This window comes from Flavobacterium sp. CF136 (assembly GCF_000282055.1).
Classification (GTDB): domain Bacteria; phylum Bacteroidota; class Bacteroidia; order Flavobacteriales; family Flavobacteriaceae; genus Flavobacterium.
The window spans coordinates 20,139-39,530 of sequence record NZ_AKJZ01000017.1 but is presented as its reverse complement, the minus strand read 5'-3'; the positions used below and the strand labels follow the sequence as shown (position 1 = coordinate 39,530).

Annotated in this window: 21 protein-coding genes and 1 tRNA gene; 8 read left to right on the top strand and 14 right to left on the bottom strand. The window is 32.3% G+C overall.

Annotated features, from left to right (window positions below; genetic code table 11):
- Window positions 1-32: 32 nt before the first annotated feature.
- Together PMI10_RS07630 and PMI10_RS07625 are read left to right on the top strand one after the other, a co-directional pair.
- A tRNA-Ala gene (locus PMI10_RS07630) sits at window positions 33-106 on the top strand.
- A gap of 42 nt (window positions 107-148) precedes the next feature.
- Window positions 149-397, top strand: coding sequence for a GIY-YIG nuclease family protein (locus PMI10_RS07625; protein WP_035631548.1), 249 nt, complete (start codon window positions 149-151; stop codon window positions 395-397).
- 61 nt (window positions 398-458) lie between these two features.
- On the opposite strand, the gene PMI10_RS22195 is transcribed toward PMI10_RS07625, so the two are convergent.
- A complete protein-coding gene (locus tag PMI10_RS22195; RefSeq protein ID WP_007806346.1) occupies window positions 459-632 on the bottom strand; it encodes a hypothetical protein in 174 nt (57 codons plus the stop codon).
- 185 nt (window positions 633-817) lie between these two features.
- Here PMI10_RS22195 and PMI10_RS07620 point away from each other — a divergent pair, with 185 nt between their 5' ends.
- Both PMI10_RS07620 and PMI10_RS07615 read left to right on the top strand, forming a co-directional pair.
- Window positions 818-1,381, top strand: a complete 564-nt coding sequence (locus tag PMI10_RS07620; protein ID WP_007806343.1) for a DUF6642 family protein — start codon at window positions 818-820, stop codon at window positions 1,379-1,381.
- 264 nt (window positions 1,382-1,645) lie between these two features.
- Window positions 1,646-1,933 carry a hypothetical protein gene (locus PMI10_RS07615; protein WP_007806341.1) on the top strand — a complete coding sequence of 96 codons (288 nt, stop codon included), beginning with the start codon at window positions 1,646-1,648 and terminating at the stop codon, window positions 1,931-1,933.
- On the opposite strand, the gene PMI10_RS07610 is transcribed toward PMI10_RS07615, so the two are convergent.
- The 5 genes from PMI10_RS07610 to PMI10_RS07590 form a co-directional block, all read right to left on the bottom strand.
- Window positions 1,910-2,209 (bottom strand): hypothetical protein, encoded by a 300-nt coding sequence (locus tag PMI10_RS07610; RefSeq protein ID WP_007806339.1) that lies wholly within the window; start codon window positions 2,207-2,209, stop codon window positions 1,910-1,912. The two genes, PMI10_RS07615 and PMI10_RS07610, sit on opposite strands and share 24 nt — an antisense overlap.
- Window positions 2,210-2,387: 178 nt before the next feature.
- Window positions 2,388-2,717 carry a YegP family protein gene (locus PMI10_RS07605; protein ID WP_007806336.1) on the bottom strand — a complete coding sequence of 110 codons (330 nt, stop codon included), beginning with the start codon at window positions 2,715-2,717 and terminating at the stop codon, window positions 2,388-2,390.
- Between the two features lie 118 nt (window positions 2,718-2,835).
- Entirely contained in the window at window positions 2,836-3,792 is a 957-nt protein-coding gene (locus PMI10_RS07600; protein ID WP_007806334.1) for a lipid A deacylase LpxR family protein, read from the bottom strand.
- Window positions 3,793-4,551 carry a monofunctional biosynthetic peptidoglycan transglycosylase gene (gene mtgA / locus PMI10_RS07595; RefSeq protein ID WP_007806332.1) on the bottom strand — a complete coding sequence of 253 codons (759 nt, stop codon included), beginning with the start codon at window positions 4,549-4,551 and terminating at the stop codon, window positions 3,793-3,795. It lies immediately after the preceding gene.
- Complete coding sequence (locus PMI10_RS07590; protein ID WP_007806329.1) at window positions 4,551-5,663, bottom strand: NAD(P)/FAD-dependent oxidoreductase; 1,113 nt, start codon at window positions 5,661-5,663, stop codon at window positions 4,551-4,553. Before PMI10_RS07590 ends, mtgA begins: the two co-directional genes overlap by 1 nt.
- A 265-nt stretch (window positions 5,664-5,928) precedes the next feature.
- On the opposite strand from PMI10_RS07590, the gene PMI10_RS07585 reads away from it, so the two are divergent.
- The gene (locus PMI10_RS07585; RefSeq protein WP_007806326.1) at window positions 5,929-7,830 is read left to right on the top strand and encodes a S9 family peptidase; all 1,902 of its coding nucleotides are present in this window, start codon (window positions 5,929-5,931) and stop codon (window positions 7,828-7,830) included.
- Window positions 7,831-7,965: 135 nt separating this feature from the next.
- Window positions 7,966-10,404: an ATP-binding response regulator gene (locus PMI10_RS07580; protein WP_007806324.1), complete on the top strand. Its 2,439-nt coding sequence runs from the start codon at window positions 7,966-7,968 to the stop codon at window positions 10,402-10,404.
- On the opposite strand, the gene PMI10_RS07575 is transcribed toward PMI10_RS07580, so the two are convergent.
- The 6 genes from PMI10_RS07575 to PMI10_RS07550 form a co-directional block, all read right to left on the bottom strand.
- Window positions 10,401-11,738, bottom strand: coding sequence for a sigma-54-dependent transcriptional regulator (locus PMI10_RS07575; RefSeq protein ID WP_007806322.1), 1,338 nt, complete (start codon window positions 11,736-11,738; stop codon window positions 10,401-10,403). The genes PMI10_RS07580 and PMI10_RS07575 overlap by 4 nt on opposite strands.
- 126 nt (window positions 11,739-11,864) lie before the next feature.
- Entirely contained in the window at window positions 11,865-12,161 is a 297-nt protein-coding gene (locus tag PMI10_RS07570) for a hypothetical protein (RefSeq protein WP_007806321.1), read from the bottom strand.
- A 16-nt stretch (window positions 12,162-12,177) separates the two neighbouring features.
- A complete protein-coding gene (locus tag PMI10_RS07565) occupies window positions 12,178-12,471 on the bottom strand; it encodes a PepSY-like domain-containing protein (protein WP_007806319.1) in 294 nt (97 codons plus the stop codon).
- 15 nt (window positions 12,472-12,486) lie between these two features.
- On the bottom strand, window positions 12,487-12,777 hold the full coding sequence (locus PMI10_RS07560; RefSeq protein ID WP_007806317.1) for a hypothetical protein: 291 nt from the start codon (window positions 12,775-12,777) through the stop codon (window positions 12,487-12,489).
- Window positions 12,778-12,805: 28 nt separating this feature from the next.
- Entirely contained in the window at window positions 12,806-13,102 is a 297-nt protein-coding gene (locus tag PMI10_RS07555; RefSeq protein ID WP_007806315.1) for a hypothetical protein, read from the bottom strand.
- Window positions 13,103-13,163: 61 nt separating this feature from the next.
- Entirely contained in the window at window positions 13,164-13,460 is a 297-nt protein-coding gene (locus tag PMI10_RS07550) for a hypothetical protein (RefSeq protein WP_007806313.1), read from the bottom strand.
- A gap of 544 nt (window positions 13,461-14,004) precedes the next feature.
- Between PMI10_RS07550 and PMI10_RS07545 the strand changes: the two genes are divergently transcribed.
- Both PMI10_RS07545 and PMI10_RS07540 read left to right on the top strand, forming a co-directional pair.
- On the top strand, window positions 14,005-15,261 hold the full coding sequence (locus PMI10_RS07545) for an OmpA family protein (protein ID WP_007806310.1): 1,257 nt from the start codon (window positions 14,005-14,007) through the stop codon (window positions 15,259-15,261).
- 635 nt (window positions 15,262-15,896) lie between these two features.
- The gene (locus tag PMI10_RS07540) at window positions 15,897-17,201 is read left to right on the top strand and encodes an OmpA family protein (RefSeq protein WP_007806308.1); all 1,305 of its coding nucleotides are present in this window, start codon (window positions 15,897-15,899) and stop codon (window positions 17,199-17,201) included.
- Window positions 17,202-17,432: 231 nt separating this feature from the next.
- On the opposite strand, the gene accC is transcribed toward PMI10_RS07540, so the two are convergent.
- A complete protein-coding gene (gene accC / locus PMI10_RS07535; protein WP_007806307.1) occupies window positions 17,433-18,782 on the bottom strand; it encodes an acetyl-CoA carboxylase biotin carboxylase subunit in 1,350 nt (449 codons plus the stop codon).
- Window positions 18,783-18,891: 109 nt separating this feature from the next.
- Window positions 18,892-19,380: an acetyl-CoA carboxylase biotin carboxyl carrier protein gene (gene accB, locus PMI10_RS07530; RefSeq protein WP_007806304.1), complete on the bottom strand. Its 489-nt coding sequence runs from the start codon at window positions 19,378-19,380 to the stop codon at window positions 18,892-18,894.
- Between the last annotated feature and the right edge of the window lie 12 nt (window positions 19,381-19,392).

Genomic DNA, 19,392 nt, shown 5'->3' with positions numbered 1-19,392 from the left:
GTTCGAAATGCACATTTCAAAGTTTAATAAAAGGGGGATTAGCTCATTTGGCTAGAGTACTTGCCTGGCAGGCAAGGGGTGACCGGTTCGAATCCGGTATTCTCCACAAAACCCAAACGCTGTTTGGGTTTTTTCATTTCTACGCTATATGTATTACACTTATATAATCTACTCAAATGCGATTAACAAATACTATGTTGGTTCTTGTCAAAATATTGAACAGCGCTTACAAGACCATTTGAATAGCAGAAGTAAATACACAAAAGTAGCTAAGGACTGGGAGTTAAAATATTTTGAAACTTTCCTTACTCGAAGCGAAGCCTGCCAAAGGGAATTGCAAATCAAAAAAATGAAAAGCAGAAAATATATAGAAAACTTGATAGAAATAAAGGGCTAGTGTATCCCGATGCATCGGCAGGACGATCGGTTCGAATCCGCTATTCTCTACAAAAAATAAATCATCGCTCACTTACATTATCAAAATCCGTTTCATCTTCTTCAGACTTCTTAAAATCGTTATTCAATAATTCAGTATATTTCTTTTTCTCCTTTTGATTTTTTTTAATCATAAACAGAATCAAAACAATTAACAAAATTGCCACAATTCCTATTATTATCCAATTGATTTCCATAGTTTTAAATTTTATTAAAGTTATTGTTTTTAAATTTTCAGGACATTATCAAAACGTTAAACCTTAATAATTATGTTAATCTGCTTTGGTTGATTTTTGTATCTAAGCAATTATAATTAAATTGCTCTCAGAGATTAAAGAAGCGACATCTTTTTTACATGGTTTCGCTACATAAATTAAATGTCATGGATTCTGATAAATTTATTTTCTGCCTTGAAGGTGTTCCCGATGTAGAAAACGACGCAGCTACCGAAGTAGTTAAAAACTTAGAAAAACTAGCCTTTAATCAGGGTATTACGAGTATTTATAAAACCTGTGATACTATCGAAGGACTCGAAGAAAGCCTCAATACATTACTTTATGACGATCATAATTTTAAAGATTACGAAATAATCTACCTCGTTATGAAAGGCGAAGCAAACAACATTTGCCTCAATGAATATTATTACAGTTTAGAAGAAATTGCCGAGCTCTTTGAAGGAAGAATGAAAGGTAAAATTTTACATTTTGCCAATTCAAAAATATTGGATCTAAACGAAGAAGAAGCCCAATATTTCCTGGACATTACCGGCGCACGGGCAATTTCCGGCTACGGAACGGTTTCTAACAAATTTACCAGCACCAGTTCTGTCGACAAAGCTTTCTTTCGATTATGTCAGAAGGAAGATGATCTGATTGAAATTGTCGAAACCCTATACGAGAAGCATTACGAACTTTGCAAACTCCTCGATTTTAGATTGTATTATTAAACCTCATCCTGTTTTATGTCGGGAGCAGATATTTAGTTTCAAACAGAGCTTTTGTCCTGCTGTCCGCTATATCTTTTTCTGTCTAAAGGAGCCAGAAAAAGGATGTCACTTCCATCAGGGCTAGGTTAGAGGTTTTGTTTTTTTTAAGACCGTGCTATTTGATTTAGAATTTAATTCGGAGTAAAAATTGTAAGATTAATTGTTCAAAAAAATCTTATTTTACTATTGAGGTGGTTTATATTTACATCAGAAAAACAACTGCTGATGAAAATATTAATTACAGAAAATGCGGAAAAATCATATTTTGAAATAATAAGTAAATATTCTGAAAACAAAACTGCTTCATTTTCTAAAAATACAATTTCAATATTAGATATAATTAAAGAAAACAATCATATAGGCCATAAATACAAAAAAACTCTCTACAGAAAGTTTTTGTTGACTGAACAGATTTACATTTTCTATAAAATAGAGTCCGAAATAATCTACATTGTTTTATTTTGGGATAATAAAAGAAATCCTTTAAATTTAGACGTTGTACTTAATTCTTAATTTTTCTTTGAATTCTGCATAATCAATTGTTTTTCCAGCTTTAATATCTTCTTCGCTTTTTTGTAATTCCTTAGCAAATACTTCTTCAGGATATAATAAAGTCGTAATTAATTTTACTTCCTGAGGCGTAAAAGTTTTCAATCTCAATTTTCTGTAGTATGTCGCATGTTTCAAACCTAATTTTTGCATAAAAAACTCGGCTTTATAATATGATTTACTAATTAATTCAGGTAAACCATTTACGTAATTCTCGTAATTATCAACTATTTCTATCATAATATGATATTTTTTGTTTCATATATTAAACAAATATAATATTAAAATCTTATATATTGTTTAATCATAAACTGTCATATTTAAAAATTATTTTTATGAATAATAAAACTACGGAAGATTAAAAACAAAAAAGCCCTCAATTACGAGAGCTTTCCAATTATATTTTTCAAATCCAAACCTAAGCCTGATCGTCAGTTGTGGCGTCCGGAGCGTTTGTTTTTACAGATGCAATTCCGTTGTCTCTGGCAGCTATGCTTTCGTACATTTCGCTTGACCCTATGATTTGACCGTTTGATGCTTTTAAGTTAAAATAAGGTTTTCCGCTTGAAGATTCTTTTTTATCAAATTTAGAATCATCCTGCGAATTCGTTTTCACAGATTCTATTCCGTTTAAACAAGCTGCTTTGCTCGAATATCCTTCACTTGTCAAAATGGTTTGACCGTTGCCAGCCTTTAAATTAAATTGAAATTCTCCGTTGGCTCTCTTGGTAATTACAAATTTCCCCATACTGTTTTTTTAGTTTATGTTAAGAAATAGCTTTATGCTACAATATTATAAAATTACGAAACTTAGAACACAAAATTTACGGTTAACCATAAATTATTAAACAAATAAACTTACAAAACTACTTCAACAAATATGAAACCCGAATCGAGCCATAAAAATATCCTGAATTGGTATTGGTAAGAGGGTCTTTTAATTCTTTTCCGCGGTACATAAAAGTGTAGGATAAATTAAAATTATCATGTCTGTACTTAATGCCAAACTCAGCATTGAAACGCAAAGGAACCAAATCAAAAGTTACCGGACTCGTATCATTAAACAAACTTCCCTGAATCGTAGCATCATAAAACTGATAATTGACACTGGGCATGGCATAAATATAAAATTCACGTATCTTAACCTGCGGTGCGGTACTCACTGATGCATCATATAAATTAGAATCATAAACAGGAAGTAATTTTTTAAAACCTATCCGGGTTAAAAATCCAGTGGAAACACCAGTAAAAATGGTTCCCAAATTAGCTTTCGACTGAAAATGGAGATCTAAGAAATCATTCTGTTTAGTTGGGAGTAATTTCTTCGAAAACATAAAATGCGCCTGAATTGCAAGTGCGTTATGGAGTTGATTCTCCCAACCATAGACTTTTTTATAACCAATAAGATCATGAAAACTTTCCTGCGTTTCTCTTCCAAAAGCATTAGGTCCCATAAAGCCTAACTGAAAATTTGTTTTTAAAACCGATTCATTTTGATAAAAAAAGCTGCGTCCGGCCTCTGCAAAAAGATATCCGGTAAATGGCCGGTCATTTATTGTGACAGCCTCTTCATTAATAAATCTCGGATTATAAATATATTGCCCAATTCTAAATTCAGTAATCTTTTTATTGATTTTTTCGTTGCTGTTTTTCGATAAAAACCGGTAAAAAAGTTCTAAACCATTCGTATAATACATATCATTTTTGGATGATGTATATAAATCATTATCGGTAATAAAACCTATTTCTGTAGTTTTTCCTTGTCCAAAAACCAACGCAGATGTCAATATCAAAAGTGCAAAAAAGCTTTTTTTTAAATCCATTTAATAATTTATTTTACCAACAGCGCGCATTTCACGAACGATTCTTTCTTTTCGTCTGTTGATATAACTTGAAGATCCTGTTGCTTTAAACTTTCTTGGGTTCGGTAATATTGCTGCAATTCCTGCTGCCTGCATAGGTGTTAAACTCGAAGCATCACGACGGTACCAATGTTCCGTAGCCGCATAAGCTCCATATACACCATCACCCATTTCGATGCTGTTTAAATAAACCTCCATAATGCGTTTCTTGCCCCAAATAATTTCTATTAAAACCGTAAAATAGGCTTCAAGTCCTTTACGGAGGTAACTTTTGCCCTGCCATAAAAAAACATTTTTTGCGGTTTGCTGTGAAATAGTACTTCCTCCACGGATTCTGCGACCGCGTTCATTGCTTTTATACGCTTTTTGAAGTGCCTTAAAATCAAAACCATTGTGGGTTAAAAAAGTACCGTCTTCACTGGCAATAACGGCTTTTTGAAGATTCATGGAAATCTTGTCAATCGGTTCCCAATCATGATCAAAATAAACTTCTTTGTCACCCATTTTATTTTCGATGGCACGAATCACCATGAGTGGCGTAAATGGTACCGGGACGAATTTAAAAAATATGACTGATCCTATTGAGAGTCCGAAAAACCATAATAGGCATTTAATTAAAAACCATTTTACTTTTCCTCCTAAAGTTCGATTTGACTTCTTAGGAGATACTTTTGGTTTGCTTGCGGTTGTTTTCTTTGGTGCTGGTTTTTTTACTGCCATTATATTAAATCTGCTAATTCTGTTCCTATTAAACTTCCTATCGCTACACCCATTCCGCCCAAACGCACTCCACAGAACACGTTTTCAGACAGTTGGGAGACAATAGGTTTTTTACTGTTTCCTACTCCCATTATCCCGCTCCATCGATGTGCAATCTGGAATTCCCGGTTTGGTAAAATTACATTTTTCAGTAAATCTTCCAATTTATTTTGTACAATTTTAGTTTGTCCGAATTCAGTTGTATTTTCCGTTTCAAAATCCAGGTTTCTCCCTCCTCCAAGTAAAATCCTGTCATCAATATTCCTGAAATAATAATAACCGCGATCCAGATGAAAAGTCCCTTTTATATCTAAATTCGGAATTGGCTCGGTAATCAAAACCTGAGCTCTGGCCGGCTGGACAGCACCTTTTGTTAAAGCATTTGCAAAACCATTTGTTGTAAAAAGTATTTTTTTTGAAATAAAACTAAAATCATTCAGCACAACTTCAACATCACTTCCGGAGTCAGAATAAGAGGTTACCGTTTGTTGATTCAAGATTAAAATATTTGCGGCAACAGCTTGTCTAAGCAATTCCTGCATCATATTTCCGGTATCAATTTGTGCTTCAAACGGATTAAAGATTAGATATTCCTGAGTATTTTCAAACCCAAACCGATCGACTTCTTTAGTAAAAACATCTGCTTTGAAAAGTGGTTTCAGAATTTCATTTATAAAAGGCAATTTACCCACACAATCATTAAACCCTCCTTCGTCATCTTTCATAAACAATTCATATCCTCCGTAAGGTTTAAAATCTATAACCGCATCTCCTAATCTTTTTCGGAGTAATTGCAAACCCAGCCAACGTTTTTCGATAAGTTGTACAACATCTTCTTCTGAATGGGTTTTTAAATCATCCATAATTTCTGAAAGGCTTCCGAAACAGGCAAAACCGGCATTTTTGGTACTTGCGCCCTGTGGCAGCATTCCTTTTTCCAATACCAGAATTTTCGCCGTTGGAAATCTTTCGCGTAAGCGCAAGGCTGTATGCAATCCTACAATTCCGCTGCCAACGATCGTATAATCTACATTTGTAAACCAGTTTTTAAGTTCCCAATAACTTAAGTCCATCCCTGAATTTTTTTTATAAAAATACTGATTTTTTTAAACCATAAAATTAATATTTGAACCATATGAGTAATAATAAGTTCATTTAAATTGTATGTCAGGCTGAGCGGAGTCGAAGCTTCTCCAGATCCTAAGCCTTCGACTCCGCTCAGGGTGACAAAAATGTAAAATAGAAGAGGGAGTTTTTAACAATAAATTGGAATTTGAAATTTAAAAGTTGGAATTTAAATTTTGTACTTTTAAACCCACGAAAATTAAAGTTTTTATTATGAAAAAAGTATTATTTATAACCTTAATAATGATGAGTTTAAACGCTATCGGACAGCATGTAATGTCACAGGAATTGTTATGGAAATTAGGAAGAGTAACACCTCTTGGGCTTTCTAAAGATGCGAAAAATGTAGTTTTCAAGGTTTCTACTCCTTCGGTGGAAGAAAATAAATCGAATTCAAAATATTATATTTTGCCTGTAAATGGCGGAAATGCAACTGAAATCAAAGATACTAAAGCCGTTTTGGCAGATAAAAACATTTCGCCTGACGGAAAATTTTTAGTTTACAATGAAGAAGTAAAAATTGATAAGGTTTTAGGCAAAGATTTTTATCCAAATCTGGATAAATCTGACGTGCAAATTTATAATGGTTTAGATTATCGTCATTGGGATACCTGGAACGAGGGTAAATTTAACCATGTTTTTTATAAAGAAAATAAAAAAGACGCTGTGGGAATTGATATCTTAAAAGGAGAAACTTTTGATAGTCCTCAAAAACCTTTTGGTGGTGACGAAGATTATATTTGGTCACCGGATGGAAAAAGCATCTTGTATGTGTGCAAGAAAAAAGCCGGAACAGAATATGCTATTTCTACAAACACCAACATATATGAGTATAATTTAGAAACTCAGAAAACAATCAACAGAACCGAAGACAATCTGGGTTACGATACAGCACCGCAATTTTCTCCAACAGGAAACCTGACCTGGCTGCAAATGAAACGTGATGGTTATGAATCTGATAAAAACGATATTATTGTTGATTTTAAAGGAATCAAAACCAATTTAACTGCAAACTGGGATGGCACTGTAGAGAATTTTATCTGGAGTAAAGATGGCAAAAAAGTATTTTTCACAGCTCCAATTGATGGTACAAAACAACTTTTTGAAGTTAACTTTCCGGGATTAACCCGAATTGCAATTCAGGTTCGTCAATTAACAAATGGTGATTTCGATGTGAATGATTTAGTAGGTTTTTCAGGAGATGATATTATCGTAACCAGAACGGATATGAATCATGCCGGAGAGATTTTTTCTTTTAATTTGAAGAAAAACACCTGGAAACAAATCTCAAATATAAACACTGAAACTTACAAAACATTAACGCTTAGCAAAACCGAGAAGCGCTACGTAACTACTACCGATGGCAAAAAAATGTTGGTTTGGGTAATTTTACCTCCAAATTTTGATGCTTCAAAAAAATACCCGACTTTATTATTCTGTCAGGGCGGGCCACAAGCAGCTTTGACACAATCCTATTCTTTTCGTTGGAATTTTTCATTAATGGCTGCCAAAGGGTATGTAGTAGTGGCACCTAACCGTCGCGGAATGCCGGGACACGGTGTAGAATGGAACGAACAAATCAGTAAAGACTGGGGCGGACAGGTTATGGATGATTATTTATCTGCCATTGATGATGTTGCCAAAGAAAACTACGTTGATAAATCCCGTTTGGGTTGTGTGGGTGCGAGCTACGGAGGATATTCAGTATTTTATCTGGCCGGAATTCACAAAAATCGTTTTAAAACTTTTATTGCTCACGATGGCGTTTTCAATACACAAAGTATGTTTGGAACTACTGAGGAAGTTTTCTTTAATAATTGGGATTTTGGAGGCGCATATTGGGAAAAAGACAATGCTGCTGCACAAAAAACATATACCATTTTTAATCCTTCAACTTTGGTAGGGAACTGGAATAGACCTATATTAATTATTCAGGGAGGAAAAGATTTCCGCGTCCCAATCGGACAAAGTCAGGAAGCTTTTCAGGCTGCTCAATTAAGGGGAATAAAAAGCCGTTTGCTTTATTTCCCGGATGAAAACCATTGGGTTTTAAAACCTCAAAATGCTCAGGTTTGGCAAAATGAATTTTTTAAATGGCTCAATGAGACTCTTTAATTAAATAACAAAATTATAATTAGCCACGGATTTATTGTCCGTGGCTAATTTTTTAAAGAAAGTTTGGCTTTTTAAAACAGAAAATATTGAATAAATTGCAATATCCAATTCTAAAAAAATCAATAATAACAATCTATGGAGAGTAAAAAAAGTTATACCCCAATTAAAATTCTCTTCAGCTATGTTGTATTACTGGCGCTGGTTGTTACTGTGGGATGGTTTTTATATTCTGAAAATGTAGTTTACAATAAATTAGAAAGTAAAATTGCGCTTGAAAAAACGAAGATTCTAAAAGTCAGCAAGCTTTTTTCAAATGTCTATAAAACAGAAAGTTTAGCCCGAAAAACAATTCAAACCAATTCGGAAAAAGATTTCAAAAGCTATCTTATTGAAACCGATTCGTTAAAATCAAGAATTGATACTCTAAAACAAATTGTTACAACAGAATATCAAAAAACGCTACTTGATAGTGTAACGTATTTATTGTCTGAAAAAACCAAAAACATCAAACAATTAAAAACCATAAAAAACAAAGCTGATGATGAAGTTTCTGTAAATAATGCCATTGATGAAATTACCAAAATGGAGTTTAAACTCCGAAAATTAGAACTTCAGGACTTTACTAAAAGCCCTAATGACTTAGGGAGTTATCAGCGAAACGTGCTTCAAAAATATGTTGATTATTTAAATCAAAATATTCCCGACGACAGTACTAACACTTTGAGCAAACAGGCTTCGGATTCTATATTGGCAAATTCGAAAAAGCTTTTAAGCAATGTAAAATTAAAAGCAGAAAAAAAGAAGGAGTCGCTAAATTTTCAAGAGAATAAACTGCTGAAAAATGAAATTGCCATCTCAGAACAACTCCGAAAAGTACTTCGTTTTATTGAACGTGAAATCATTATCAATTCGATAAAAAACAATTCATTAAAAGAAAAATCACTTAAAAAAGTTAATGAGATTGTCACCATATCGGCTATTATTGGGTTATTGCTGACGTTATTTTTCTCAATTTTAATTGTAAGTGACTATTCAAAATCGCAATTGTATAAAAAACAGCTTGAAATTGCCAATTTCAAAACTAAGAATCTGCTCAAAAGCCGTGAGCAGCTTATTTCTACAGTAAGTCACGATTTAAAAACACCTTTAAGTACCATTGTTGGCTACACAGAGCTTTTAGACAATTCTGACATTAATACCAAACAATCGTATTTCATTAAAAATATTAAAAATTCTTCAGAATACATCACACAACTGGTTCAGGATTTATTGGATTTCTCACAAATTGAAGCGGGGAAAATCACCATTGAAAAAGTACCTTTTTTACTTCCCGAAATTATAGAGGAAGTTGCAAAAAATGTTCAGGCGGTTTACAAGCAAAAGAATATTGAACTTATTATTTCCTGCGATGAAAAACTTGATGTAAAAATTATTGGGGATCCGTTTCGACTAAAACAGGTTTTGACTAATATTATTGGAAACGCGTATAAATTTACCGAAGAAGGTTATATAAAAATATCTGCTGATATTGTAAATGATGCACATTTTTTAGCAATAAAAATAGAAGATTCAGGCATTGGCATTGAAAAAGAAAATCAGAAGTTAGTCTTTGAAGAATTCACTCAGGCCAATGAAAATATAGAGAAAAAATATGGCGGAACAGGATTAGGGCTTTCTATTTGCCAAAAAATAATAGCTATTTTAGGAGGAAACCTAAATCTGGAAAGTACTTTTGGAAAAGGAAGTATTTTTGAAATCAAACTTCCATTATTATTTGATACGAGTGTTAAAACAGAAAAAACAACAGAAAGAGCTGCTTCAAACCTTAAAAAACTAACTTTTATCATTATTGATGATGATATTAATTTACTGAACTTAACCGGTAGTGTTTTAAGACAGCAAAATTATGAGGTTTTATCATTTAGCAGGGCGATTGAAGCATTGGAAACTATTCAGAATACTGATTTTGATTTCATTATTACCGATATTCAAATGCCTGAAATGGATGGTTTTTTGTTTGTTGAAAAACTAAAAAGCACTATTAATTCATTTTATAAAAATCAGCCAATTGTTGCAATAACAGGACGTGCAGATTTGGATTTTTCAGTTTACACCAAAGCTGGTTTTTCTACAGTAATAAAAAAGCCATATTCGCCAAAAATCATGCTGGAAACAATTCAGCGTATTTTAGACAATGGTATTCTTTCAGATAATGAGATTGTAAAAACGGAACAGGAACCTACATCAGAATCTTATTCGCTAACAACGCTGAAGGAATTTTTAGGCACTGATAATCAGTCTTCAAAAGAATTCATTGAATCATTTATGGAAAGTACAAAACTAAATTTAAATGATTTGGAAAAAGCCATAACCGAAGAAAATGAAGCAGAAATTCATTCGATTGCACATCGGATTGCTCCTATGTTCAGACAGATTCAGGCTCATGAAATCGGAGAGATTTTGAAAATTTTGGAGGAGACTAATTTTGAAAATTCTAATTTGAAAATTATCTACAATTCTTTAAAAACAAAGATTTATGTTCTTTTTGAAGCTTTGAAAAGAGAAATCAATTAATCGATATTGTACTGTTTCAATTTATTATAAAGTGTTTTTCTGGTAATTTTCAACAACTTCGCGGCTTCTGATTTGTTGTTTTGTGTTCTGGATAACGCATGGATAATAGTTTCTTTTTCATTTTCCGATAAAGAAAAGACTCCTTCATTACTTTGTTTTTGTACCTGAAAAAATTCTGCTGGTAAAACATCACTTTCAATAAAATCCCCCTGAGATAAAAGTGTAGCACGCTTAACACAGTTTTGAAGTTCACGCAAATTTCCAGGCCAGCTGTATCTTTGAAAAATACTGACTACTTCCGGTGAAAAGCCTATTATTTCTTTGTTCAGCTGCTGATTTGCTTTCTCTAAAAAATAATCCGCAAAAATCATTAAATCTTCACCTCTTTCAGTTAACGATGGTGACTGAATAGAAAATTCATTGATTCTGTGGTATAAATCTTCGCGGAAATCCCCATTTTTAACTGCTTCACGCAAATCTTCATTTGTAGCAGTAATAATTCGGATATCAACATTAATTTCTTTATTGCTCCCAACAGGTTTTATTTTTCGTTCCTGAAGCGCTCTCAACAGCTGTATTTGATTTTCATACGAAAGATTACCTATTTCGTCTAAAAACAGAGTTCCTCCATCTGCGGCTTCAAAATACCCCATTTTATCGCTGATTGCTCCGGTAAAAGATCCTTTTAAATGCCCGAAAAATTCACTGGCTGCTAATTCCTTTGGAATAGCACCACAATCAACAGCTATAAAATTATTGGCTTTTCGATGGCTTTGCTGATGAATACTTTTGGCGATGATTTCTTTTCCTGTACCGCTTTCACCAATTATCAAAACAGACATGTCTGTAGGGCTTACCAATTTGATATGATCTAATAATTTTTTGGATGCAACAGAAATTCCTTTTACAAATTCATTGTCAACAGATACATTTTTTGCAGGTGTTTTCTTTTCCTTAATTGGAGTTTTGGCTTGAGGTGTCTTCAAAGCATTGGTAATAACCAGTAAAACTTCATCAGGATTGAAAGGTTTTGAAATATAATCAGCCGCGCCATTTTTAATAGCTTTCACAGCAGTATTCACATCGGAATAACCTGTCATAAGAACAACAGGAATCTCCGGATAGGAAGTTTTAAATTCAGTCATTAGTCCAATACCGTCAGAATCAGGCAAACGAAGGTCTGTCAGAATCAAATCAAAAGATTCTTTTTTGATCGCTAGTCGGGCTTCCTCTGCGGAGAATGCAATAGTTACATCAAATGCTTTCTTTATTAGAAATTTCTCTAATAATTTGCAAAATGAAATATCATCTTCTATTAATAATATCTTGGGCATTGTTTTTAGGGACTTTTATGCTAAAATACCACTATTAAAGTAGTATTTTCATAAAATTATGCAAAAAAAAAGAGATTGCCAAAAGCAATCTCTTTTTCACCAAAAACATAAATCTAATTCACCTAATTAAATTTTTAACCAGTTACCATTGACATCTGAATAAACAGTAGCCTTTTGGTCTCCAACTGATATTTCTAATTTGTATTCCTTTTTTTCGTTTACAAATGCTTTTTCCAGTTTAGCTCCCGGATATGCTGTTTGTAATGCAGTTTTTACTGCAGCCGGAACTGCATCTGCAGTTACCTCAGTATATTCTGATTGAACCTTAATGGACATTTTTACTGGCTCAGCAGTTGAATTCGTTGTCGCATAAATTGACAAACTTCCAAAAATGATTGCTGCTGATAGGATTAATTTTTTCATAATGCTGATATTTTAATTATTTTTTAATGATGTTGCCTGAAGCATCTGTAAAAATAGTGTACTTTTTATCACCATTTGCAATTTCCAATTTATACTCGTTTTTTTCGTTTTTATACGCTTTTTCAAGTTTTGTCTTTGGAAAAGATTTTTCAATCGTAGATTTTACAGCAGCCGGAACAGCATCTATACCTACTTCTGTATATTCATCCTGAATCACTATTGAATTAATTATTGAAGGTTCTCCAGAAATAGCTGCCTGGACTGACAATCCCACTAAAATAATGGTTGCTGATAAAATTAATTTTCTCATAATGCTAAATTTTAATTATTTTTTAATGATGTTACCTTTCGCATCAGTATAAACGGTTGACTTTACTTCTCTAACGATAATATCGATTTTATATTCTTTTTTATCGTTCACATATGCTTTTTCCAGTTTTACACCAGGATATGCATTGTCCAATGCTGTTTTAATAGCAGCCGGTACAGAATCAACTTCTTTATATTCATCCTGAATGTTCATTGACTGAGTCGTTGAATCAGTTGTATTAAGCGTTGATGCCTGAATTGACAAGCTCCCTAAAATGATAGCTGCCGATAAGATTAACTTTTTCATAATAATTATTTTTAAGGATTATGTTCAATTATTTTTTAATCCAGGTTCCATCTGCATTAGCAAAAAGTGAACCTACTTTTTCTCCGACTGTTACATCCAGTTTGTATTCTGATTTTGCATTTTTATATGCTTTGGTAAGTACTGCATCCGGATATGCTTTTTTAAGCGCATCAGTAATTGCAACTGGCACTTCTTCTAATTTGATTTCTGTATATTCATCCTGAATAGAAATTGTTTTTACAGAAATATCTGAAATTGGAGTAGTTGAAGCAAATGAAGTTAAACCTCCTAAAATAATTGCGGCTGATAAAAATAAATTTTTCATAATATTGTCTTTTAATAGTTGTTTGATTATTTGATATACCTGATAAGTTTAAATTGGATTATTATTTTTTAATCCAGGTTCCGTCTGCATTAGCAAAAAGTGAACCTACTTTCTCTCCAACTGTAACATCTAATTTGTATTCTGATTTTTCATTTTTGTATGCTTTGGTAAGTACCGCATCAGGATATGCCTTTTTTAAAGCTTCAGTTATTGGAGCAGGTACTTCTTCTAATTTAATTTCGGTATATTCATCTCCTACAGAGATAATTTTTTCGATTGTATTAGAAGTTGGAGTAGTTGAAGCAAATGAAGTTAAACTTCCCAAAACGATTGCGGCTGATAAAAATATCTTTTTCATAATCTGTTTATTTTAATTTAATAATTGTTTTACGCTTTAGGTAATGAAATTATTATGCCGCAACTTAAATCAAACCCATCAATACGTATAAGTCCCCATATTTAAAGGCTTTAAACAAAAAAGCATCTCTTTTGTGAAATGTAAAAAGTGTATAATCTTTAAAATTTATGTGTAAAAAGTATACACAAAAAGTGTTACCTGTAATAAAAAACAGATCAAAAGTTTTTACAGCCTTTAGAAAAACAGAAGTAATATGTCAAATATTTTAATAAATCTATAATTTCAGAAATATCAATTATTATTACTAGGTAATATATTTTTGAAATAATTTACTTACATTTACTTGTAACTTTTTAAAAATCAGAATTTTACCAATATGAATTTTAAAAAACAAATTCTATAGAATAAGAAGAAATATAAGAAAATTACCTATATAGTAATTTTTTAACAAAATTCCAAGCAATGTTTCAACAATTATTAATTACATCATTTAATATTAGTAATTATAATGTAAATTCGCGTAAATTTTAAAATTATAATAAAAATGAAAAAAATTCTACTTTTATTGTCCTTAATCATGACCTTCGTGACAATAAATGCCCAGACAAGTAATGGGGAAAGTGTGACGGATGGTCAATTTAATAAATGGTCTATTGAATTCGGGGGCGGATTTAACAAACCGTTAAAACCAATGAGATATTTTACTTCAACTATAAGTCCTTATGTAATTGATTTAGGCGCGCGATACATGTTCAACAATAAATTTGGTTTAAAAGCAGATTTAGGATATAACAGTTTTCAAGGTGGAAAAAACTCAACTGATTTCAATACTAAATACTACAGAGCTAATCTTCAGGGCGTTGCTAATTTAGGAAGGATTATGAATTTTGAAACATGGATTAACAATATTGGCTTATTAGCACATACAGGTTTTGGTGTTGCTCAATTTGAAGACCAAAATTCTGCAAAAAAAGACAGAATGGTTAACTTTTTGGCTGGTGTAACTGCTCAGATTAAACTATCAAATAAATTTGTTTTAACTGGTGATGTTACAGCTATTTTTAATGCAAATCAAAGATATACTTTCGATGCAGGAGCTACAAATCCAAACAAAGGTTTTTCAGGACAATTATTTAACGGTACTGTGGGTTTAACTTACTACTTAGGTCAAAATGAAAAACATGCTGACTGGGTTATTCTTATTGACAAAGATTTTTTAACTTTAAAAGACAGGGTAAATAACCTTGAAAAAATGTTAATTGATACTGACAAAGACGGTGTTGCTGATTATTTAGATCTTGAGCCTAAAACCCTTTCCGGTCTTATGGTCGATTCTAAAGGAATAGCTGTTGATTTAAACAGAAATGGTGTGCCGGATGAATTAGAAGGTTACTTAGCGAAAACTTATGGTAATAAAACTGATGAAGATACTCCGTTAAGCGATAGCAAATCAATTACAAAATTAATTAATGGAGGGTATGTTGCTGTTTATTTTGATTTCAACAAATCTACACCAACAGATACATCTACTGATGGTATTAATTTCGTATTAAACTATTTAAGAAACAATCCTTCTTCTACAGTTGAGATTACAGGTTATTCTGATGAAGTTGGGGATACTGCATACAACGAAAAATTATCTGATGAAAGAGCAAATGTTGTAAAAAATATTTTACTTAAAGCTAATATTGCACCATCAAGAATATCTGTAGTTGCAGCTGGCGAGGATACATCTGTGGATAAAAGCTCTTCAGTAGCCAGAAAATTAGTAAGAAGAGTTACTTTCAAAATAAATCAATAGAGCTATCTATATAAACACTACAATAAATTTGCTTATAAGCAAAAAGTTGGACTAAAGCACTCTGCACTTTATAGTGCAGAGGTTTGTTTTAAGAGGGACTTTCAGTCTCTCTTTTTCTTTCATTCGAGAAAGGAAATTTGAATTCTCATTATCTTTCCCCTATTTGATTCCGGTATATTTGTCCTGAATTGAAATTGTTTTACACTTCTTATTTTTTGAGCAATTAAAGAAAAAACCAAGATATTTTAAAGTGTGAAATATGTAAACTTAAAAAAAAGTATACACAAATAGTACTTCCTTTGACTAAACAAAGCGTCAGCAAATTTTAAAACAAGAAGGTTAAGAAATATTATATATTAATATTTCATCTATTAAACTTCAAATTGGCAAGAAATCATTTTACACATTCATTCAATTATTGTATTAAATTTTACATCCGATTTCTCATAACTATTTGAAAAAAAATCACTTACTAAACATTTACAATAATAAGCAGTAATCCGCAATTAAAATTACTTGTATTATAATCACATTTTTCACATAATTTCAAATAATACTTTAATAAATATCATTATATCAAGATAATTATTAATAATTATATCGTATTTTCGCATAAATTTTTTAAAAAAATAGTAATGAAAAAAATTATACTTTTATTTGTTCTAATTGCAACGTCTGTAACAGTAAATGCACAAACAAGTACTAGGAAACCTATAACGAATGATGATTATAATAAATGGTCTATAGAATTAGCTGGAGGTTTTAACAAACCGCTAAGACCAATGAAATATTTCACTTCAACTCCAAGCCCATACGTAGTTGATTTAGGTGTAAGATATATGTTCAATACTAAATTCGGTTTAAAAGCGGATTTAGGGTATAATAGTTTTCAAGGCGGAAAAAAATCAATTGATTTTAATACAAAATATTACAGGACCGATCTTCAGGCTGTAGTAAATTTAGGAAGAATGATGGATTTTGAAACATGGACTAATACTATAGGATTGTTAGTTCATTCGGGTTTTGGTGCCGCACAACTTGAAGATCAAAATTCAGCCATGAAAGACAAAATGATTAATTTTATTATTGGGGTAACCGGACAAATTAAACTATCAAATAAATTAGCTTTAACGGGTGATTTTACAACAATCCTTAATGCCCGTCAAAATCATACTTTTGATGCTGCAAGTGTAAAACGCGGCAAAGGTTTCTCCGGGATTTTATTTAATGGCACTATCGGTTTAACCTTATACTTAGGTAAAAATAAAAAACATGCTGACTGGGTTATTCTTATTGATAAAGATCTTTTGGCTTTAAAAAACAAAGTTGATAGTCTGGTCGATAAAGATATACTGGCTTTAAAAAGCAGAGTTGATAATCTGGAAAATAACCTGTTAGATTCTGATAAAGATGGTATTGCTGATTATTTAGATCAGGAAGCCGGTACTATTCCGGATCATATGGTAAATTCTAAAGGAAAATCTATTGATTTAGATAATAACGGAATTCCGGATGAATTAGAAAGCTATTTAACAAAAACATACGCAAATAGAACTGATAATGATTCTCAGCAGCTAACAGACAGCGAATCAATTACAAAATTAGTTAACGGAGGTTATGTTGCGGCTTATTTTGATTTTAACAAATCTACCCCAACAGATTCTTCTATAGATGGTATTAATTTTATACTAAACTACTTAAGAAACAATCCTTCAGCTTCTGTTGAGATTATAGGTCATGCTGATGAAATTGGAAATGCTTTATACAACGAAAAATTATCAAATGAAAGGGCAAACTCTATAAAAAACATTTTACTTAAAGCTAATATTGCTGCATCAAGAATTTCTGTAGTTGCTGCGGGTGAAGATACTTCTGTAGATAAAGGCTCAGCATTAGCGAGAAAACTGGCAAGAAGGGCTACTTTTACAATAAAAGATTAATACAAAGTTTATACTGCTTGGAATTTGTAATTAATTCACAAACAGCTAAATAATTTTAAAAGCTACATCTAATGGATGTAGCTTTTTTTTATGTTTTTCATAAATCTATTTTTTATAAACTTACATATTTTGTTTAGCACAGTATTAGTTTACGATCTGATTTAAATTCATAATCACACATAAAAAAAACCGCACATTTCTGTGCGGTTTATAAAATATATTAAAATAAATTTATTCTTCTATAGGATTCATTTTGAAAGTATCCATAAATGCAGTTGTATAATCTCCTGCAATATATCTTGGATCATCCATTAATTGTCTATGAAAAGGTATTGTAGTTTTTACACCTTCAATAACAAACTCATCCAAAGCTCTTCGCATTTTGCTAATTGCTTCTTCACGTGATTGAGCAGTTGTAATTAACTTCGCAATCATTGAATCATAGTTTGGCGGAATACTGTAACCAGAATAAACATGGGTATCTAAACGTACTCCATGCCCTCCAGGCATATGAAGTGTAGTAATTTTTCCTGGTGAAGGACGAAAATCGTTATAAGGATCTTCTGCATTAATACGACATTCAATAGCGTGTAATTGAGGTAAGTAATTTTTTCCTGAAATCGGAATTCCGGCAGCTACCATAATTTGTTCACGGATCAAATCATAATCAATAACTTGCTCTGTAATTGGATGCTCTACCTGAATACGGGTATTCATTTCCATAAAATAGAAATTTCTGTGTTTATCCACTAAAAATTCTACCGTTCCAGCACCTTCATATTTAATATATTCAGCAGCTTTTACGGCAGCTTCACCCATTGCTGTACGCAATTCGTCAGTCATGAAAGGCGAAGGTGTTTCTTCAGTAAGCTTTTGGTGACGACGTTGAACTGAACAATCTCTTTCAGAAAGGTGACATGCTTTTCCGTAAGAATCTCCAACAACCTGAATTTCGATATGACGCGGTTCTTCAATAAGTTTCTCCATGTACATTCCGTCATTCCCAAATGCAGCGGCAGCTTCCTGACGTGCACTTTCCCAGGCTTTCAATAATTCTTCTTCTTTCCAGACAGCACGCATTCCTTTTCCACCACCACCGGCAGTAGCTTTAAGCATAACCGGGTAACCAAATTCTTTAGCTAATTTTTGCGTTTGTTCGAAAGATTCTAATAATCCGTCTGAACCTGGTACACATGGAACTCCTGCGGCTTTCATTGTAGCTTTTGCAGAAGCTTTATCTCCCATTCTGTCAATCATTTCAGGAGCTGCACCAATAAATTTGATTCCATGCTCCTGACAAATTTTTGAGAATTTAGCATTCTCAGAAAGAAAACCGTATCCCGGATGTATTGCGTCTGCATTGGTAATTTCGGCAGCAGCAATAATATTTGACATTTTCAAATACGATAAGTTACTTGGAGGAGGACCAATACAAACCGCTTCATCAGCAAACTTAACATGTAGACTTTCTGCATCGGCTGTAGAGTAAACTGCTACAGTTTTGATTCCCATTTCTTTACATGTACGAATTACACGAAGTGCAATTTCTCCTCTATTCGCAATTAATATTTTTTTAAACATCTTATTTTAATTAGATAATTAGACAATTTGATAATTAGATAATTTTAGATGATTAACAAAACTTCTTCTTGTAAATCTTTCTAAAATCTAAAATCTAAAATCTAAATTTTTATGATGGATCTACTAAAAATAAAGGCTGGTCAAATTCTACAGGAGACATATCGTCAACAAGGATTTTTACAATTTTACCTGATACCTCTGATTCAATTTCGTTGAATAATTTCATTGCTTCAATTACACAAAGAACATCACCTTTTGCAATTGTAGAACCTATTTCAGTGAAAACAGGTTTATCCGGAGATGGTTTTCTATAAAAAGTACCAATAATTGGTGATTTTATAGTAATATATTTAGAATCTTCTGCCGCAGCTGGTGTATCAGTGTTAACATTTACAACCACCGGAGCTGTCTGCTGAGGTGCAACTGCTTGTGGCAATGCTGCCTGAGCAGGTAATTGCTGCACATATGTAGCTTCTGTTACATTTGTTTCCAAAGTTGTTCTAATAGTGATTTTTACATCATCCATTTCTAACTTCACCTCTGCAACACCCGAATTTGCTACAAATTTGATTAGGTTTTGAATTTCTTTTAAATCCATAATGGTTCGTTT

Excerpts from the sequence above, each read along its gene's own strand:
- PMI10_RS07625 (WP_035631548.1), top strand. The coding sequence starts at position 149 with ATGTATTACACTTATATAATCTACTCAAATGCGATTAACAAATACTAT.
- PMI10_RS22195 (WP_007806346.1), bottom strand. The coding sequence starts at position 632 with ATGGAAATCAATTGGATAATAATAGGAATTGTGGCAATTTTGTTAATT.
- PMI10_RS07620 (WP_007806343.1), top strand. The coding sequence starts at position 818 with ATGGATTCTGATAAATTTATTTTCTGCCTTGAAGGTGTTCCCGATGTA.
- PMI10_RS07615 (WP_007806341.1), top strand. The coding sequence starts at position 1,646 with ATGAAAATATTAATTACAGAAAATGCGGAAAAATCATATTTTGAAATA.
- PMI10_RS07610 (WP_007806339.1), bottom strand. The coding sequence starts at position 2,209 with ATGATAGAAATAGTTGATAATTACGAGAATTACGTAAATGGTTTACCT.
- PMI10_RS07605 (WP_007806336.1), bottom strand. The coding sequence starts at position 2,717 with ATGGGGAAATTTGTAATTACCAAGAGAGCCAACGGAGAATTTCAATTT.
- PMI10_RS07600 (WP_007806334.1), bottom strand. The coding sequence starts at position 3,792 with ATGGATTTAAAAAAAAGCTTTTTTGCACTTTTGATATTGACATCTGCG.
- mtgA (WP_007806332.1), bottom strand. The coding sequence starts at position 4,551 with ATGGCAGTAAAAAAACCAGCACCAAAGAAAACAACCGCAAGCAAACCA.
- PMI10_RS07590 (WP_007806329.1), bottom strand. The coding sequence starts at position 5,663 with ATGGACTTAAGTTATTGGGAACTTAAAAACTGGTTTACAAATGTAGAT.
- PMI10_RS07585 (WP_007806326.1), top strand. The coding sequence starts at position 5,929 with ATGAAAAAAGTATTATTTATAACCTTAATAATGATGAGTTTAAACGCT.
- PMI10_RS07580 (WP_007806324.1), top strand. The coding sequence starts at position 7,966 with ATGGAGAGTAAAAAAAGTTATACCCCAATTAAAATTCTCTTCAGCTAT.
- PMI10_RS07575 (WP_007806322.1), bottom strand. The coding sequence starts at position 11,738 with ATGCCCAAGATATTATTAATAGAAGATGATATTTCATTTTGCAAATTA.
- PMI10_RS07570 (WP_007806321.1), bottom strand. The coding sequence starts at position 12,161 with ATGAAAAAATTAATCCTATCAGCAGCAATCATTTTTGGAAGTTTGTCA.
- PMI10_RS07565 (WP_007806319.1), bottom strand. The coding sequence starts at position 12,471 with ATGAGAAAATTAATTTTATCAGCAACCATTATTTTAGTGGGATTGTCA.
- PMI10_RS07560 (WP_007806317.1), bottom strand. The coding sequence starts at position 12,777 with ATGAAAAAGTTAATCTTATCGGCAGCTATCATTTTAGGGAGCTTGTCA.
- PMI10_RS07555 (WP_007806315.1), bottom strand. The coding sequence starts at position 13,102 with ATGAAAAATTTATTTTTATCAGCCGCAATTATTTTAGGAGGTTTAACT.
- PMI10_RS07550 (WP_007806313.1), bottom strand. The coding sequence starts at position 13,460 with ATGAAAAAGATATTTTTATCAGCCGCAATCGTTTTGGGAAGTTTAACT.
- PMI10_RS07545 (WP_007806310.1), top strand. The coding sequence starts at position 14,005 with ATGAAAAAAATTCTACTTTTATTGTCCTTAATCATGACCTTCGTGACA.
- PMI10_RS07540 (WP_007806308.1), top strand. The coding sequence starts at position 15,897 with ATGAAAAAAATTATACTTTTATTTGTTCTAATTGCAACGTCTGTAACA.
- accC (WP_007806307.1), bottom strand. The coding sequence starts at position 18,782 with ATGTTTAAAAAAATATTAATTGCGAATAGAGGAGAAATTGCACTTCGT.
- accB (WP_007806304.1), bottom strand. The coding sequence starts at position 19,380 with ATGGATTTAAAAGAAATTCAAAACCTAATCAAATTTGTAGCAAATTCG.